Origin of the sequence: Kitasatospora sp. NPDC098652 (assembly GCF_044760155.1) — a bacterium.
Classification (GTDB): Bacteria; Actinomycetota; Actinomycetes; order Streptomycetales; family Streptomycetaceae; genus Kitasatospora.
In genome coordinates this window covers 98260-114781 of sequence record NZ_JBIWAQ010000023.1, presented here as the reverse complement: position 1 = coordinate 114781, position 16522 = coordinate 98260, and the positions used below count along the sequence as shown (strand labels likewise).

Below are 16522 nucleotides of genomic sequence, written 5' to 3'. Positions count from 1 at the left end.
CCGACCCAGGCGAGAGGGACGCGCTGCGGGAGGGGGCGGTGGAGGGGGTGGGTGCGGAGAGGGGCGTGACGGGTGATTTTCAGACCGCCAACGGCCCCCAACCCCCCACCCACAGAGTCGGCGGTCGGAAAATCACCCAGCCCCCGGAGCGCCCACCCCCGGAACCGCCCCCGGACCAACCCACCCTCCCGAAAGCCCCCCAAACCCCCCAGCCCCGCGCAGCGGCCCCCCACCGCATCAGCCCCCCGGCACCGACGCAGCTCCCCCCACCCCCACCGCCACCAAAGCCCTCAACGCACCAGCCACCTGCCCCAACGGCAACGTCGCATCATCCGCGAAGAGCTCCACCAACCACCCCCCCGCCGCATTCTGCCCACCCGCCGCGACCATCCCCCGGTACCCGGAGACCACGAGCATCGCCTCCTCCGCCGGGTCGTTCCCCGCCGCCCCCGCGCGGAGCGCGAACGCCCCGCCACGGACGGCCCGCCGCGTCATCGGGTAGTGCCGCAGGTCGAACACCGCGTCCGGCGCCTCGATCTGGGCCCGCTGGGTCTCGGCCCGGGTGCTGCTGGGCCCGCTGGTCATCCGGTAGACGGCGTGCTGGGCGGTGCGCATCAGCTGGGAGCCGGGCGGCACGTACGAGACCCACCAGCCGACCGCGTCGAGCAGCCGGGCGGAGGTCTCGGCGACGACGACCAGCTTGCCGAGGGTGTCGGCCGGGTGGACGGCCCGGGCGTCCGCGGCCTGGTCGAGGGCGGAGAGGACGGCGGTGAGCAGCTGCCCGGGGTCGGCGCTGTGGGCGGCCCCGCGGAACCGCCGCCGGTCGGCGGTGCCGGCCCGGCCGCCGGGCCCGCGGCGTCCGTCGGCGCGGTGGTGGGGATCGGCGGCGTCGGCGAGCAGCACGGTGGGGTCGGGCGAGAAACCGGGGCCGTGGCTGCGTCCGGCGACGACGGGGTGGGCGGCGCGGGCGGCCTTGGCCCGGTACTGGGCGGCGTCGGCGAGTCGGAAGAGCCGGTCGGGGGTAGTGACCGGTCCGATGGAGTCCCCGGTGGAGGCGACACCGCAGGCGACCCCCTCACCCTCGGCGAGGGCGAGGGCCCGGGCGCAGAGCTCCTCGGCGACGGCGACCACCTCGTCGGCCTTCTGTCCTTCGGCGAGCAGGCAGAACTCGTCCCCGCCGAGCCGGGCGGCCAGGCTGCCGGGCAGTTTGGCGGCGGCCAGCGAGAGCTGGTGGGCGAAGCGTTCCAGCAGCCGGTCGCCCATCTCGTGGCCGAGCTGGTCGTTGACCCGCTTGAGCCCGTTGACGTCGCAGACCACCAGCGAGACCACGGTGTTGTCCCGGTTGTGGGCCTCCAGCGCGCTCTCCAGCCGGGCGTCGACGGCCCGCCGGTTGGCGAGGCCGGTGAGCGGGTCGGAGAAGGCGAGTCTGCGCAGGTCGGCGAGGCGTTCGGTCTGGGCGAGGCCGGCCGAGATCTGGGCGGCGAGCAGGGTCGCGTAGTCGGCGTCGGCTTCGGTGAAGACCGGCAGGCCGACGGACCGGGCGAGGTAGAGCTCGCCCCAGGCCTGCCCGTGCAGCACGATCGGCGCGACCACGCAGCAGGCCCGGCCGCGCCGGCGCAGCGCGGCGGCGCGCTCCTGGCAGTACGCGCCGGCGGTCGGGTGGGCGTGCCCGGCGTGCGGCGCGTCGTTCTCGGCGGTCTGCAGCCAGGCGCGGGGCAGCCGCCCGGTGGTCCAGCGTTCCTCCAGGTAGGTGACGATCTCCGGGAAGTCCGCGACCGGGTAGGACTCGTCCTGCGGCAGCTCCTCCTCACCGGGGGCGAGCTCGCCGTGGTTGACCAGCACCCGGAGGCGGCCGGACTCGCGGTCCCAGACCGAGACGGCGGCCATGGTGGCGCCGAGCGCCTCGGTGGCCCGGGCGGCGGCGGCCCGGACGGCCTCCAGCGGGGTGAGCGCCCCGGCCATGTCCTGGGCGAGTTCGACCACCGACTGGAGCCGCAGGTCGGGCAGCGGGTCGGCGCGGTGCGGGCCCTCGCAGCCGCGGTCCGTCATGGTCGCCTCACCGCTCACCGGCTCGCCTCGCTCCCTGTGCTCGGTCCTACCGGACCCCCACCGGTCGGCCGCACCCCTTGGCCGCTTGCACCAAGACTATGGCGATTTCGTTCGGTTATGCCCCGTTTGCCCGGATGAACCCGCAGCGGACCGTACGACCTTCAACCGTTCGGCCACCCGGATCACCCCCAGCAGGCCCCACCACCCGCCCCGACCAGCCCGCTCCCACCAGTCGGACCAGTCCAGCCGTTCCGACCGCTCCGGCTACTCCGCCTACTCCGCCTACTCCGCCTTCATCCGCCGCGACAGCAGCCAAGGCTCCACCAGCCCCAGCCCCCGCACCGGCCGCCGCCACATCGGCTGGAGGTGGAACCGCGCCCCCGTGTCCGGCCCCGGCACCGGCAGCCCCGAGGCGGGCATCCCGGCCGCCACCGACAGCGCCTCGGCCAGGCCCGGCCCCTCCGAGTCGGCGGCGGCGACGCTGCCGTTCTGCTCCAGGGCGGCGGCGAACTCGCCGTCGATCAGCACCGCGTCCTTGGGGGCGATCGAGGTGAGCCGGCTGGCCAGGTTCACGGTGGTGCCGAAGACGTCTCCCATCCGCTGGGTGACCGTCCCGAAGGCCATGCCGACCCGTAGCGCCGGGATGGTCTCGTCCTCGGCGAGGGCGTCGATCAGGCTGAGCGCGATCTCGGCGGCGGTGGCCGGGTCCTCGGAGACGTAGAGGATCTCGTCGCCCAGGGTCTTGATCACCCGGCCGCCCTGCCCGGCGATCAGGTCGGAGCAGGTGTTCTCGAAGGTCTCGACCAGCTCGCCGAGTTCCTCCTCCTCCAGCCGCCGGGACAGCCGGGTGAAGCCGACCAGGTCCGCGAAGCCCACCGCGAGCCGGCCGCTGGTGATCTCGTGGTCCTCGGCGGCCTGGACGACCCGGCCGGTGACGGCGGCCAGCTGGCGCCGCCAGACGTACACCAGGAACTGCTCCAGCTCCGGCAGCAGCAGTTCGACCAGCGGGTACGCGACGTCGGCGCGGGTGAGTCCGGGCTCGACGGCCTGGGTGAGGTTCTCCAGGAAGGTGTCCATCTGCCAGCCGGCCAGCCGGGCCGTGGTCTGGCCGGTGGAGCGGGCCACCTGGATCGCCATCGACTCGCTGAGCAGCCCGGACTCGACCAGTCCGGCCAGCCGCCGCAGCGCGATCACGTCACCGTCGGTGAGCGCCCGGGACTGGCCGATGTCGGGGAAGCCCATGGCCCGCCAGAAGCGGGTGGCCAGCTCCATCGGGACGTCGGCGGCACGCGCGGCCTGGTACGGGGTGTAGCGGCGTGGTGCGTCCAGGATCAGGCGTTCCAGTTCGAGCGCGACCGTGGGGTCGTGACTGCCCGCCGTCCCGCCGTTGCCGTCCTCTGCCACCGGTCCGTCCCCGTGCGGTCGCCGCACTTGCCTCGTGTCCTACCTGTCCGGGCGCACCGCCCGCCACCCGGGCGGGCAGTGGCGCGCCTCACACCGCTGCCAGGTGGAATGTTCGCACGGAATCGCGTGATCCGGGGCATCCGCCCGGGTCAAGGAGAGGTGAAGACTGCCGTTCAGCGCGGCTCGGGGCGGACGTGGACCACGTCCCCCGCGCCGACCGCCCGGCGTGCGCCGTCCGCGGTGCGGACCACCAGGCGGCCGTCGCCGTCGATCGCGACCGCCTCGCCGACCAGCTCGCGGTCGCCCGGCAGGTGCACCTTGACCGACCGGCCGAGGGTGCTGCAGCGGTCCGCGTACGCACGCAGCAGGTCGCTGGCGTGCGGGTCCCCCGCGGCGGCCGTCCACTCCCGGTAGAGCCCGGCGAACTCGCGCAGCAGGGCGCGCAGCAGGACGGACCGGTCGGTGGTCGAGGCCCCGGCCAGCGCGAGCGAGGCGGCGGTGGGGACGGGCAGTTCGGCGGTGCGCAGCGAGACGTTGAGGCCGATCCCGACCACCACCGCGCCGCCGCTCAGCTCGGTGAGGATGCCGCCGAGCTTGCGCTCCGCGCCGTCGATCTCCACCTGGAGGTCGTTGGGCCACTTCAGCCCGACCTCGATCCCGGCCACCCGGTCGAGGGTGCTGGCGGCGGCCACCCCGACCAGGATCGGCAGCCAGCCGTACCGCTCGACCGGCACCTCCTCCGGGCGCAGCAGGAAGGACAGGAACAGTCCGGAGCGGGCCGGGGCGGTCCACTGCCGGTCCAGCCGCCCGCGCGCGGCGCTCTGCGCCTCGGCGACCAGCACCGCGCCCTGCGGGGCGCCGGCGCGGGCCCGCTCGGCGAGGTCGCTGTTGGTCGAGCCGGTCTCGGTGACGACGTCCAGCGAGGTCCAGAGCCCGCCCGGGACGACCAGGTCGCGGCGCAGCGCCTCCTGGTCCAGCGGCGGCCGGTCCAGGTCGGTCCAGGGGGACGGTCCGGTGCGGCCGAAGCCGCGCAGTCCGCTGCGGCGGGGGGTCTCTGGTGCGGTCATGGTGGCCACCCTAGGGCCCGTCCTCAAGCTCCCGCCCGCGGTAGGACCGGCCACAGAGGCGCAGTCCGCCCCATCGTCCCGCAGAACACCCGTTGACACACTGTGTCGATGGCCATAACGCCAGGACGTGCCGCATCGCCCTGCGCGCTGGTTACGCTACGCAGCGGTAGTTCGCAGCGCCGCCCTGCCCTCGTGCGCGAGCCCCCGATCCCGGCCCGCGCGATCGAACAGGTCGCGGCCCATGATCAGGGAGAGCCACCGGATGACCGAGGCGCCGTACGACCCCCACACCACCGCCGGGAAGCTGGCCGACCTGCGGCGCAGGCTGGACGAGGCGGTGCACTCCGGCTCGTCCAAGGCCGTGGAGAAGCAGCACGCCAAGGGCAAGCAGACGGCCCGGGAGCGGGTGTTGGAGCTGCTCGACGAGGACTCCTTCGTCGAGTTCGACGAGTTCGCCCGGCACCGCTCGACCAACTTCGGCCAGGAGAAGAACCGCCCGTACGGCGACGGCGTGGTGACCGGCTACGGCACCGTCGACGGCCGCCAGGTCGCCGTCTTCGCCCAGGACTTCACCGTCTTCGGCGGTTCGCTCGGCGAGGTCTTCGGTGAGAAGATCGTCAAGGTGATGGACTTCGCGCTGAAGACCGGCTGCCCGGTCATCGGCATCAACGACTCCGGCGGCGCCCGGATCCAGGAGGGCGTGGTCTCGCTCGGCCTGTACGGCGAGATCTTCCGCCGCAACGTGCACGCCTCCGGGGTCATCCCGCAGATCTCGCTGATCATGGGCCCCTGCGCGGGCGGCGCGGTCTACTCCCCCGCGATCACCGACTTCGTGGTGATGGCGGACCGGACCTCGCACATGTTCATCACCGGCCCGGACGTGATCAAGACGGTGACCGGCGAGGACGTCGGCATGGAGGAGCTGGGCGGCGCCCGCACCCACAACACCAAGTCCGGCAACGCCCACTACCTGGCCTCGGACGAGAAGGAGGCGATCGAGTACGTCAAGAACCTGCTGTCGTACCTGCCCTCCAACAACCTGAGCGACCCGCCGTCCTACCCGGAGCAGGCCGACCTCTCGGTCACCGACGAGGACCTCGAACTCGACGCCATCGTCCCGGACTCGGCGAACCAGCCGTACGACATGCACAAGGTGATCGAGCACGTCGTCGACGACGGCGAGTTCCTGGAGACCCAGCCGCTGTACGCGGGCAACATCATCACCGGCTTCGGCCGGGTCGAGGGCCACCCGGTCGGCATCGTCGGCAACCAGCCGATGGACCTGGCCGGCTGCCTGGACATCAACGCCAGCGAGAAGGCCGCGCGGTTCATCCGCACCTGCGACTCCTTCAACATCCCGGTGCTGACCTTCGTGGACGTGCCCGGCTTCCTGCCCGGCACCGAGCAGGAGTGGGACGGCATCATCCGCCGCGGCGCCAAGCTGATCTACGCCTACGCCGAGGCGACCGTCCCGCTGATCACCGTGATCACCCGCAAGGCCTTCGGCGGCGCGTACGACGTCATGGGCTCCAAGCACCTGGGCGCCGACCTCAACCTGGCCTGGCCGACCGCACAGATCGCGGTGATGGGCGCCCAGGGCGCGGTCAACATCCTGCACCGCCGGGAGATCGCCGAGGCCGAGGCGGCCGGCACCGTCGAGGAGAAGCGGGCCGAGCTGATCGCCTCGTACGAGGACACCCTGCTGAACCCGTACCTGGCCGCCGAGCGCGGCTACGTCGACGCGGTGATCGCCCCGAGCGAGACCCGCCGGCACATCGTCCGGGGCCTGCGGGCGCTGCGCGGCAAGCGCGAGGTGCTGCCGCCCAAGAAGCACGGCAACATCCCCCTGTAGGCACCACCCCTCTCGGGAGAGAACCAGCCATGTCCCCGATCCACGTGCTGCACGGGCAGCCGACCCCCGAGGAGCTCGCCACCGTCCTGGCGGTGGTCCAGGCCCGGGCCGCCGCCGCGCAGGCCGCCGCCGAGGCGGCGCGCCTGGCCGGTGTCGGCCCGGCCTCCCCCTGGAACGACCGCTCCCGGCTGCTCCGCCCCGCCGTCCGCCCGGGCGTCAACGCCTGGCGGACCTCGGGCTGGGCGCACTGAGCCGACCGCTCGGAGCGGGAGGCCGGTCGGCCCGGCTTCCCGCTCCACGGCCCGCCCGGCCGCCCGCTCCGCCCGAAACCTGAGTACGGATACTCAGGCGGCCGGGCCCACCCGCACCGCACTCTGGACGGGTGCTCTGGTCAGACCCCGAGGACGAGCCCTCGCCCGAGGCCCGTCGCATGCAGGAGCGGATGCAGCGGGCCGGCAAGGTGCTCGCCGCGATCGTGCTGGTGGGTGCCGTACTGATCATGGTCAGCCGGTACTTCACCTGAGTCGTTCACCGGAACGGCTCAACCACCCACCCCCTACCCTGGTGGGCATGACCGACCAGCGCTCCCTCGTCCTCGCTTCCGCCTCCCCCGCCCGCCTCGGGCTGCTGCGCCAGGCGGGGCTCGACCCGCGCGTGGTGGTCAGCGGCGTCGACGAGGACGCGATCACCGCCGCCACCCCCGGCGAGCTCGCCCTCGTCCTGGCCGAGGCCAAGGCGAAGGCCGTCGCCGCCGAACTGACCGACGGCGAGCTGGTGATCGGCTGCGACTCCGTCCTGGAACTGGACGGCCTGGCCCTCGGCAAGCCGGCCGACGCCACCGAGGCGCTGGCCCGCTGGCAGTCCATGCGCGGCCGCGCCGGGGTGCTGCGCACCGGGCACTGCGTGATCGACACCGCGACCGGCCGGCAGTCCTCGGCGACCGCCTCCACCACCGTCCGCTTCGGCACCCCGGACGACGCCGAGGTGGCCGCCTACGTCGCCTCCGGCGAACCGCTGCACGTGGCCGGGGCGTTCACCCTGGACGGCCGCTCCGCGCCGTTCGTCGACGGCATCGACGGCGACCCGGGCAACGTCATCGGCCTGTCCCTGCCGCTGCTGCGCCGGCTGCTCGCCGACCTGGACGTCCGCATCACCGATCTGTGGACCAACTGACCAGCCGCTCCGTCCGGTTGTACCTCCGTACCTCTAAGCTGACCGGCGTTCGAACGGGGAGGGAACGCGGGCGATGAACGACAACGTGCTCAACGTGGTGCTCGGCCTGGTGGCCAGCGCCATCAGCGCCGGGATCGGCTGGCTGGCCCAGACCCTGCGGCGGCGCCGGAAGGTCGAGCGGGTACGGGAGTTCTTCGGGCTCCCGGCCGGCAGCGAGTGCCTGATCGTGGTGCCCCGCAGCATCGGGACGGGCTCGCACGCCACCACCGTGACCCGCCGGGACGCCTACGCCCTGATGTGGCTGGCCGGGCTGGTCGAGGAGTGCGGCGCCCGGCCCGAACTGGTCGCCCACGACGCCGCGCACCGCGGCCTGGGCGCCAAGACCGAGCTGTGCCTGGGCGGTCCGGTCAGCAACGAGCGGATGGCCGCCCACCTGGCCTGGGGCCTGCCGGGCGTGCTGGTCACCTCCGGCCCGGGCCCGGGCAGCAACGTGATCACGGTCGGCGACCGGGAGTTCACCGTCGAGCCCGACCGGACCCACGTCCTGCTGGCCCGGATCGCCACCCCGGAGGGCGGCCGCCCGGTGTTCCTGATCTCCGGCCAGACCGGCACGGCCAACCAGGCGGGCGTGCGCTACCTGGTCGCGCACCACCGCGAACTGGCCCGCGAGCACGGCCGGAACGGCACCTTCGCCCTCGTCCTGCGGGTGGTCAACCCGGAGGCGTACGGGCCGGACATGGTCGAGCCGGTCGCCGACGTGACGGCCGAGGCGGTGCGCCGCCCGACCGCCGCGGCACCGGCCGGAAGCACCGCGGCATGAGCGGGGCGCGGAAGGTGTGTCCCATCCCACCGACCCGCCACGCCGCCCCACGGTCACCCACCGTCGACCACCCCCGCCCGAGCGCACCGGCCACGACCTGCGCAGTCGTTCCCAACCCCGTCCCGGCGGCGGGGAATCCCATCACCGAGCGTGTGGGATAGTTCACAACCCGGGGCTACTCGCCGGTACCGCCCAGGAATCCATAAACTCATCGAGGTTCAAGAAGGGAGCCACAGTGCGCAAGGTGCTCATCGCCAACCGCGGGGAAATCGCCGTCCGCGTCGCCAGGGCCTGCTCGGACGCCGGTATCGCCAGCGTCGCCGTCTACGCCGAGCCGGACCGGGATGCGCTGCACGTCCGCGCGGCCGACGAGGCTTACGCGCTGGGCGGTGACACCCCCGGCACCAGTTACCTGGACATCGCCAAGGTCCTCAAGGCCGCCGAGGACTCCGGCGCGGACGCCGTCCACCCCGGCTACGGGTTCCTGTCGGAGAACGCCGACTTCGCCCAGGCCGTCATCGACGCGGGCCTGACCTGGATCGGCCCGCCGCCGCAGGCCATCCGCGACCTCGGTGACAAGGTCACCGCCCGTCACGTCGCCCAGCGCGCCGGCGCCCCGCTGGTGGCCGGCACCCCGGACCCGGTCTCGGGCGCCGACGAGGTCGTCGACTTCGCCCGGGAGCACGGCCTGCCGGTCGCCATCAAGGCGGCCTTCGGCGGCGGCGGCCGCGGCCTCAAGGTCGCCCGCACCCTGGAGGAGATCCCGGAGCTGTACGAGTCCGCGGTGCGCGAGGCGGTCGCCGCCTTCGGTCGCGGCGAGTGCTTCGTGGAGCGCTACCTGGACAACCCGCGGCACGTGGAGACCCAGTGCCTCGCGGACAAGCACGGCAACGTGGTGGTCGTCTCCACCCGTGACTGCTCGCTGCAGCGCCGGCACCAGAAGCTGGTCGAGGAGGCGCCCGCGCCGTTCCTGACCGAGGCCCAGAACGCCGAGCTGTACCGCGCCTCCAAGGCCATCCTCAAGGAGGCCGGCTACGAGGGCGCCGGGACCTGCGAGTTCCTGGTCGCGCTGGACGGCACGATCTCCTTCCTGGAGGTCAACACCCGTCTGCAGGTGGAGCACCCGGTCACCGAGGAGGTCACCGGGATCGACCTGGTCCGCGAGATGTTCCGGATCGCCGACGGCGAGGAGCTCGGCTACGGCGACCCGGAGGTGCGCGGCCACTCCTTCGAGTTCCGCATCAACGGCGAGGACCCGGGCCGCAACTTCCTGCCCGCGCCCGGCACCGTGACGCTGTTCGCCCCGCCGTCCGGCCCGGGCGTGCGCCTGGACTCCGGCGTGGAGTCCGGCTCGGTCATCGGCCCGGCCTGGGACTCGCTGCTGGCCAAGCTGATCGTCTCCGGCCGCGACCGCAAGCAGGCCCTGGAGCGGGCCCGGCGCGCGCTGAGCGAGTTCAGGGTCGAGGGCATGGCCACCGCCATCCCGTTCCACCAGGCGGTCGTCACCGACCCGGCGTTCGCGCCGGAGGTGCACGGCGGCGAGGGCCCGTTCACGATCTACACCCGCTGGATCGAGACCGAGTTCGAGAACACCATCCCGGCCTTCACCGGCGGTGCCGGCGAGGGCGAGGAGGCGGAGACCCGGGAGACCGTGGTCGTCGAGGTCGGCGGCAAGCGGATCGAGGTCTCGCTGCCGTCCTCGCTGGGCGTCGCGGCGGCCCCGGCCGCCGGTGCGACCGGTGCCGCCAAGGCCAAGCGCCGGGTGGGCGCCAAGAAGGCCGGCTCGGCCGTCAGCGGTGACACCCTGGCCTCGCCGATGCAGGGCACCATCGTCAAGGTCGCCGTCGAGGAGGGCCAGGTCGTCGCCGAGGGCGAGCTGATCGTGGTCCTGGAGGCGATGAAGATGGAGCAGCCGCTGAACGCCCACAAGGCGGGCACCGTGGTCGGCCTCAAGGCCGAGGTCGGCGCGAGCGTCAGCAGCGGCGCCGCGCTCTGCGAGATCAAGGACTGACGACGGGTTCGTCAATCTTCGACCGGTCCGTACTCCCTTCGGGGGGTGCGGACCGGTCGCGTTTGCCGCGCCGCCGTGAGCCGGGCTCAGCGCCCGCGCGGCAGGCCCATCTCGGCCAGCCGGACCGGCATCCCGCCGGGGCCGACCGGGCCGCCGCCGTGCGCCCCGGGGCGGCGCTGGCCGGGCAGCGGGGCGCCGCCGGGCGGGCCGGGACGGCGGCCCAGCGGGCCCGGCTGGGTCTGGTGCACCGGGCCGCTGCCGGTGCCGTGCACCGGGGCGTCGCCGCTCGGCGCGGCCCCGAGCGGCGCCAGGTCGATCTGCACCCCGCAGTCGGCGAGCGCGTCCAGTTCGCGGGCGCAGGCGTCGTCCGCGGTGGCCTGCTCGTCGGTGACCAGCCGGGTGATGGTCTCGGTGGCGACGGTCTGGAACATGCCGGCCGCGCCGAGCTTGGTGTGGTCGGCGAGGACGATGACCTCGGCGGCCGCCAGCACCATGGCCCGGTCCACGCTCGCGGACAGCATGTTCGCGGTCGACAGCCCCCGCTCGGCGGTCAGCCCGCTGCCGGAGATGAAGGCCTTGGTGACCCTCAGCCCCTGCAACGACTGCTCGGCGCCGCTGCCCACCAGGGCGTAGTTGGAGCCGCGGAGGGTACCGCCGGTCATCACCACCTCGACCCGGTTGGCGTGCGCCAGCGCCTGGGCGACCAGCAGCGAGTTGGTGACCACCGTCAGCCCGGGCACCCGGGCCAGCCGGCGGGCCAGCTCCTGGGTGGTGGTGCCGGCACCGACCACCACCGCGTCGCCCTCCTCCACCAGTCCGGCGGCGGCGTCCGCGATGGCGCTCTTCTCCGCCGCGGACAGATGGGTCTTCTGCGGGTAGCCGGGTTCGCGGCTGAAGCCGCCGGGGAGCACCGCGCCGCCGTGCCGGCGGTCGAGGAGCCCTTCTGCCTCCAGCGCCCGCACGTCACGACGCACGGTCACTTCGGAGGTCTGGACGACGCGGGCCAACTCCCGGAGCGAGACCGCTCCGTTGGCGCGCACCATTTCGAGGATCAACTGGCGACGTTCTGCTGCAAACACAGAACCGACGGTAACCTGCGTGACCGTCTGCTTTCAGGCGTTTGCAGCTGGTAGCGGGAATTGCTCACGCAAGAGCGGCGCGTGACCGTACAATACGCGCCGTCAACACCCCGGAACTGCGCCCGCCGTCCGGGTGACGATCATGCCCGCGCGAAGGGCGGCCGCCGACCGGCAGCCGCCCCAACTGTGCGCCTTGAGCTCAGGATTCGCCGCCGGCCCGCTTCCGGACGTGCAGCTGCCGGGCGGCCTCGGCGGTCGAGCCGGAGACCGACGGGTAGACGGTGAAGGCGCTGGCCACCTGTTCGACCGTCAGATTGGCGTCCACCGCGAGCGCGATCGGGTGGATCAGTTCGCTGGCCCGCGGGGCGACCACCACGCCGCCGACCACGATGCCGGTGCCCGGGCGGCAGAACAGCTTCACGAAGCCGTCCCGGATGCCCTGCATCTTCGCCCGCGGGTTGCCGCGCAGCGGCAGCTTGACCACGACGGCGTCCATCTTGCCGCACTCCACGTCGGCGGCGGTGTAGCCGACGGTGGCGATCTCCGGGTCGGTGAAGACGTTGGAGGCCACGGTCTTGAGGTTCAGCGGCTGCACCGCGTCGCCCAGCGCGTGGTACATCGCGATCCGGCCCTGCATGGCCGCCACCGAGGCGAGCATGAAGACGCCGGTGCAGTCACCGGCCGCGTACACGCCCGGGGCGCTGGTGCGGGAGACCCGGTCGACCTGGATCTGGCCCCAGTCGTTGAGCTTGACCCCGGCCTCCTCCAGGCCCATCTCCGCGGTGTTGGGGATCGAGCCGACCGCCATCAGGCAGTGGGTGCCCTCGATCACCCGGCCGTCGGCGAGGGTGACCTCGACCCGGTCGCCGATCCTCTTGGCGCTCTCGGCCCGCGAACGGCCCATCACGTTCATGCCGCGGCGGCGGAAGACGTCCTCCAGCACCTCGGCGGCGTCCGGGTCCTCGCCCGGCAGCACCCGGTCGCGGCTGGAGACCAGGGTGACCTTGGAGCCGAGCGCCTGGTACGCGCCGGCGAACTCGGCACCGGTCACACCGGAACCGACCACGATCAGCTCGCGGGGCAGCTCCTCCAGGTCGTACACCTGGGTCCAGGTGAGGATCCGCTCGCCGTCCGGCTGGGCGTCCGGCAGCTCGCGCGGGTGGGCGCCGGTGGCGATCAGCACCGCGTCGGCGCGCAGCGACTGCACGCTGCCGTCGGGGGTGTCCACCAGCACCTCGCGGGAGCCGTCCACGGCCTGCCCGCCGGCGCCGAGCCGGCCGCGCCCGCGCAGCACGGTGACCCCGGCGCGGGTGACGGACTGGGTGATGTCGTGGGACTGCGCGATCGCCAGGCGCTTCACCCGGCGGTTGACCTTGCCCAGGTCCACGCCGATGACCTTGGACTCCCGCTCCTCGGCGGCGCCCTGGTCGACGGTGATGCCCAGTTCCTCGTACGAGCTGTCGAAGGTGGTCATCACCTCCGCGGTCGCGATCAGCGTCTTCGACGGCACGCAGTCCGTGAGCACCGCCGATCCGCCCAGACCGTCGCGGTCGACGACGGTCACCTCCGCGCCGAGCTGAGAGGCCACCAGGGCCGCCTCGTAGCCGCCGGGTCCGCCACCGATGATCACGATCCGAGTCACGTACCCCATTGTCCCGCACGCCGGGAGCGGCGCCACAACTGGGTCCGGGCTCGATCTCCTCGTCCACTCGCCCCGCCCCGTGGGCCGACCGGGCTACGCTGCACCCATGCCCCTTTACGCCGCGTATGCCACCAACCTCGATGCCCGGCAGATGACCCGCCGAGCCCCGCACTCCCCGCTCCGCGGCACGGGGTGGCTGGACGGCTGGCGGCTGACCTTCGGCGGCGAGCAGCTCGGCTGGGAGGGCTCGCTGGCCACCGTCGTGGAGGACGAGAAGGACCAGGTCTTCGTCTCCCTCTACGACATCGCGCCGATGGACGAGGAGGGCCTGGACCGCTGGGAGGGCGTCCAGCTCGGCATCTACCGCAAGATCAAGCTGCGGGCGCAGACCCTGGACGGCGACATCCCGGTCTGGACGTACGTGCTCAACGACTACGAGGGCGGCCTGCCCGCGGCCCGCTACCTCGGCCTGATCGCCGACGCCGCGGAGAGCGCGGGGGCCCCGCACGACTACGTGATGGAGCTGCGCCGGCGGCCGTGCTGACCGCCGGTCCGCTTTCCGTACGAATCGACGAACCCGGTCGCCCGGAAGCGCCACCGAGCTGTGCCTTCGGGTCAACCGGGTAACGATCCGACATGCCGGAGCGGATTTTCTACGCGCGTAGCCGAAAGCCGTCTATCCTCGGACCCGTGAACGCTTCTCCTCAGTCGGTCGTCTCCGCCGACCCCTACGCCGCCGCCCAGGCCGCCGCCGAGCGCCTGCGCGAGCTGACCGGTGCCGAGCGGCACGACGTCGCCCTGGTGATGGGCTCCGGCTGGGTGCCGGCCGCCGACGCCCTGGGCGAGACCGTGGCCGAGTTCCCGGTCACCGAGCTCCCGGGCTTCCCCGCCCCCGCCGTGGCCGGCCACGCCGGCAAGATCCGCTCGGTGAAGATCGGCGACAAGCGCGCCCTGATCTTCCTGGGCCGCAACCACTACTACGAGGGCCACGGCGTCGCCACCGTCGTCCACGGCGTGCGCACCGCCGCCGCGGCCGGCTGCGGGATCATCGTCCTGACCAACGGCTGTGGCGGTCTGCGCCAGGGCTGGACCCCGGGTCAGCCGGTCCTGATCAGCGACCACATCAACCTCACCGCGGACTCCCCGATCGTCGGCGCCAACTTCGTCGACCTCACCGACCTGTACTCCAAGCGCCTGCGCGCGCTGTGCCGCGAGGTCGACCCGAGCCTGGACGAGGCCGTCTACGTCCAGTTCCGCGGCCCGCACTACGAGACCCCGGCCGAGGTCAACATGGCCCGGGTGATCGGCGGCGAGCTGGTCGGCATGTCCACCACCCTGGAGGCCATCGCCGCCCGCGAGGCCGGCTCCGAGGTCCTCGGCATCTCCCTGGTCACCAACCTGGCCGCCGGCATCACCGGCGAGCCGCTCAACCACGAAGAGGTCCTGGAGGCCGGCAAGGCCTCGGCCGAGCGCATGGGCGAGCTGCTGGCGAAGGTCCTGGAGCGGATCTGACGCCTGCCGGGCGCAGAATCATGAACGACGGGGCCCACGGGCGGCGTGATCCGCTGATCACGCCATCCCGGGGGCCCCGTCCGCATGTGCACACCTCTTCTCCCCTTTGCGTGGAACCCTCCGGCCGTCACCCGACGCACTTCCCGATGGAGCAGGCAAGAACATGACGCAGGCACTCAACCCCGATCTCCTCGCCCGGGCCCGCACCTGGCTGGCCGAGGACCCCGACCCGCAGACCCGCGAGGAGCTCGCCGCCCTGCTCGCCCGGGCCGAGGGCGCGGAGGCCCAGGAGGACAACACCCGCGCCTGGGCCGAGCTCGCCGAGCGCTTCTCCGACCGCCTCCAGTTCGGCACCGCCGGCCTGCGCGGCGAGCTCGGCGCCGGCCCGATGCGGATGAACCGCGCCGTGGTGATCCGGGCCGCCGCCGGCCTGGTCGCGTACGTGAAGCAGCAGGGCCTCGGCGACCTCGTGGTGATCGGCTACGACGCCCGGTACAAGTCGTACGACTTCGCCCGGGACACCGCCGCCGTGGTGGTCGCCGCCGGTCTGCGCGCCGCGCTGCTGCCGCGCCCGCTGCCGACCCCGGTGCTCGCCTTCGCCGTCCGCCACCTGGGCGCGGCCGCCGGTGTGACCGTCACCGCCAGCCACAACCCGCCGCAGGACAACGGCTACAAGGTCTACCTCGGCGACGGCTCGCAGATCGTTCCGCCGGCCGACGCCGGGATCGCCGCCGAGATCGACGCGATCGGCTCGCTGGACGACGTCCCGCGCGCCGAGGAGGGCTGGGAGGTGCTCGGCGAGGACGTCGTCGAGGCCTACCTGACCCGGGCCGTCTCGATCGTCGACGAGCACAGCCCGCGCGAGCTGGACGTGGTCTACACCCCGATGCACGGCGTCGGCCGCGACACCCTGGTCGCCGCCTTCCGCCGGGCCGGCTTCCCCGCGCCGACCGTGGTCGCCGAGCAGGCCGAGCCCGACCCGGACTTCCCGACCGTGGCCTTCCCCAACCCGGAGGAGCCGGGGGCGATGGACCTCGCCTTCCGCACCGCCGCCGCGGTCGGCCCGGACATCGTGATCGCCAACGACCCGGACGCCGACCGCTGCGCGGTGGCCGTCCCGGTCAACGGCAACGCCGTGGGCAGCGGCAACGGCACCTCCGGCTGGCGGATGCTGCGCGGCGACGAGGTCGGCGCGCTGCTGGGCTCCGCGCTGGTCGCGAAGAAGGCCGAGGGCACCTTCGCCACCACCATCGTCTCCGCCACCCTGCTCGGCCGGATCGCCGAGGCCGCCGGCCTGGGCTACGCCGAGACGCTGACCGGCTTCAAGTGGATCTCCCGCGCCGAGGGCCTGCGCTACGGCTACGAGGAGGCGCTCGGCTACTGCGTCGACCCGGAGGGCGTCCGGGACAAGGACGGCATCACCGCCGCCCTGCTGGTCGCCGAGCTGGCCGCGACGCTCAAGAAGTCCGGCCGCACGCTGACCGACCTGCTGGACGACCTGGCGCTGGAGCACGGCCTGCACGCCACCGACCAGCTGTCCGTCCGGGTGCAGGACCTCTCGCTGATCGCCGACGCCATGCGCCGGCTGCGCGAGCAGCCGCCGACCGTCCTGGCCGGGCTGACCGTCACCCGCGCCGACGACCTCTCGGCGGGCTCGGCCGAGCTGCCGCCCACCGACGGCCTGCGCTACTACCTGGCCGGCGAGACCGTGCGCTCGGCCCGGATCGTGGTCCGCCCGTCGGGCACCGAGCCCAAGCTCAAGTGCTACCTGGAGGTCGTCCTCCCGGTCGGCAGCGCGGCCGACCTGGCCGCCGCCCGGGAGCGGGCCGCCGGGCTGCTCGCCGACATCAAGCGGGACCTCGGCGCGGCCGCCGGCATCTCCGCCTGACCCCACCGCACGCGTGCCTCCCCAC

At 73.4% G+C, this 16522-nt stretch carries 13 protein-coding genes and 1 pseudogene; 9 read left to right on the top strand and 5 right to left on the bottom strand.

Annotated elements, in window-relative coordinates:
• Positions 1-831: 831 nt before the first annotated feature.
• The 3 genes and pseudogenes from ACIQWA_RS34545 to ACIQWA_RS34535 form a co-directional block, all read right to left on the bottom strand.
• A pseudogene (locus ACIQWA_RS34545) lies at positions 832-2049 on the bottom strand (diguanylate cyclase domain-containing protein); the annotation flags it as partial.
• A 282-nt stretch (positions 2050-2331) separates the two neighbouring features.
• Positions 2332-3453 carry an adenylate/guanylate cyclase domain-containing protein gene (locus ACIQWA_RS34540; RefSeq protein WP_360238000.1) on the bottom strand — a complete coding sequence of 374 codons (1122 nt, stop codon included), beginning with the start codon at positions 3451-3453 and terminating at the stop codon, positions 2332-2334.
• 173 nt (positions 3454-3626) lie between these two features.
• The gene (locus ACIQWA_RS34535; RefSeq protein ID WP_402489383.1) at positions 3627-4520 is read right to left on the bottom strand and encodes a biotin--[acetyl-CoA-carboxylase] ligase; all 894 of its coding nucleotides are present in this window, start codon (positions 4518-4520) and stop codon (positions 3627-3629) included.
• Between the two features lie 241 nt (positions 4521-4761).
• Here ACIQWA_RS34535 and ACIQWA_RS34530 point away from each other — a divergent pair, with 241 nt between their 5' ends.
• The 6 genes from ACIQWA_RS34530 to ACIQWA_RS34505 all read left to right on the top strand — a co-directional run bounded on the left by ACIQWA_RS34530 (position 4762) and on the right by ACIQWA_RS34505 (position 10376).
• Positions 4762-6372 carry an acyl-CoA carboxylase subunit beta gene (locus ACIQWA_RS34530; protein ID WP_402489381.1) on the top strand — a complete coding sequence of 537 codons (1611 nt, stop codon included), beginning with the start codon at positions 4762-4764 and terminating at the stop codon, positions 6370-6372.
• A 29-nt stretch (positions 6373-6401) separates the two neighbouring features.
• Positions 6402-6623 (top strand): acyl-CoA carboxylase epsilon subunit, encoded by a 222-nt coding sequence (locus ACIQWA_RS34525; RefSeq protein ID WP_360238004.1) that lies wholly within the window; start codon positions 6402-6404, stop codon positions 6621-6623.
• 131 nt (positions 6624-6754) lie between these two features.
• Positions 6755-6895 carry a morphogenic membrane protein MmpB gene (gene mmpB / locus ACIQWA_RS34520; RefSeq protein ID WP_360238006.1) on the top strand — a complete coding sequence of 47 codons (141 nt, stop codon included), beginning with the start codon at positions 6755-6757 and terminating at the stop codon, positions 6893-6895.
• A 47-nt stretch (positions 6896-6942) separates the two neighbouring features.
• Complete coding sequence (locus tag ACIQWA_RS34515) at positions 6943-7545, top strand: nucleoside triphosphate pyrophosphatase (protein ID WP_360238008.1); 603 nt, start codon at positions 6943-6945, stop codon at positions 7543-7545.
• 73 nt (positions 7546-7618) lie between these two features.
• Entirely contained in the window at positions 7619-8365 is a 747-nt protein-coding gene (locus tag ACIQWA_RS34510) for a hypothetical protein (protein WP_402489376.1), read from the top strand.
• A 235-nt stretch (positions 8366-8600) separates the two neighbouring features.
• Positions 8601-10376 carry an acetyl/propionyl/methylcrotonyl-CoA carboxylase subunit alpha gene (locus tag ACIQWA_RS34505; RefSeq protein ID WP_402489374.1) on the top strand — a complete coding sequence of 592 codons (1776 nt, stop codon included), beginning with the start codon at positions 8601-8603 and terminating at the stop codon, positions 10374-10376.
• Positions 10377-10462: 86 nt separating this feature from the next.
• Here the strand turns inward: ACIQWA_RS34505 and ACIQWA_RS34500 are convergent, their stop codons facing one another.
• Together ACIQWA_RS34500 and ACIQWA_RS34495 are read right to left on the bottom strand one after the other, a co-directional pair.
• Positions 10463-11455: a DeoR/GlpR family DNA-binding transcription regulator gene (locus tag ACIQWA_RS34500; protein ID WP_360238014.1), complete on the bottom strand. Its 993-nt coding sequence runs from the start codon at positions 11453-11455 to the stop codon at positions 10463-10465.
• A gap of 199 nt (positions 11456-11654) precedes the next feature.
• A complete protein-coding gene (locus tag ACIQWA_RS34495; protein ID WP_402489371.1) occupies positions 11655-13106 on the bottom strand; it encodes an NAD(P)H-quinone dehydrogenase in 1452 nt (483 codons plus the stop codon).
• A gap of 97 nt (positions 13107-13203) precedes the next feature.
• Here ACIQWA_RS34495 and ACIQWA_RS34490 point away from each other — a divergent pair, with 97 nt between their 5' ends.
• The 3 genes from ACIQWA_RS34490 to ACIQWA_RS34480 all read left to right on the top strand — a co-directional run bounded on the left by ACIQWA_RS34490 (position 13204) and on the right by ACIQWA_RS34480 (position 16497).
• The gene (locus ACIQWA_RS34490; protein WP_350503464.1) at positions 13204-13641 is read left to right on the top strand and encodes a gamma-glutamylcyclotransferase; all 438 of its coding nucleotides are present in this window, start codon (positions 13204-13206) and stop codon (positions 13639-13641) included.
• 146 nt (positions 13642-13787) lie between these two features.
• Complete coding sequence (locus tag ACIQWA_RS34485; RefSeq protein WP_360238019.1) at positions 13788-14609, top strand: purine-nucleoside phosphorylase; 822 nt, start codon at positions 13788-13790, stop codon at positions 14607-14609.
• Positions 14610-14772: 163 nt separating this feature from the next.
• Complete coding sequence (locus ACIQWA_RS34480; RefSeq protein WP_402489368.1) at positions 14773-16497, top strand: phospho-sugar mutase; 1725 nt, start codon at positions 14773-14775, stop codon at positions 16495-16497.
• Positions 16498-16522: the final 25 nt, after the last annotated feature.

Coding starts and splice junctions, on each gene's coding strand:
- ACIQWA_RS34535 (WP_402489383.1), bottom strand. CDS start 4,520: ATGACCGCACCAGAGACCCCCCGCCGCAGCGGACTGCGCGGCTTCGGC.
- ACIQWA_RS34480 (WP_402489368.1), top strand. CDS start 14,773: ATGACGCAGGCACTCAACCCCGATCTCCTCGCCCGGGCCCGCACCTGG.
- ACIQWA_RS34490 (WP_350503464.1), top strand. CDS start 13,204: ATGCCCCTTTACGCCGCGTATGCCACCAACCTCGATGCCCGGCAGATG.
- ACIQWA_RS34515 (WP_360238008.1), top strand. CDS start 6,943: ATGACCGACCAGCGCTCCCTCGTCCTCGCTTCCGCCTCCCCCGCCCGC.
- ACIQWA_RS34525 (WP_360238004.1), top strand. CDS start 6,402: ATGTCCCCGATCCACGTGCTGCACGGGCAGCCGACCCCCGAGGAGCTC.
- ACIQWA_RS34530 (WP_402489381.1), top strand. CDS start 4,762: ATGATCAGGGAGAGCCACCGGATGACCGAGGCGCCGTACGACCCCCAC.
- ACIQWA_RS34495 (WP_402489371.1), bottom strand. CDS start 13,106: ATGGGGTACGTGACTCGGATCGTGATCATCGGTGGCGGACCCGGCGGC.
- ACIQWA_RS34510 (WP_402489376.1), top strand. CDS start 7,619: ATGAACGACAACGTGCTCAACGTGGTGCTCGGCCTGGTGGCCAGCGCC.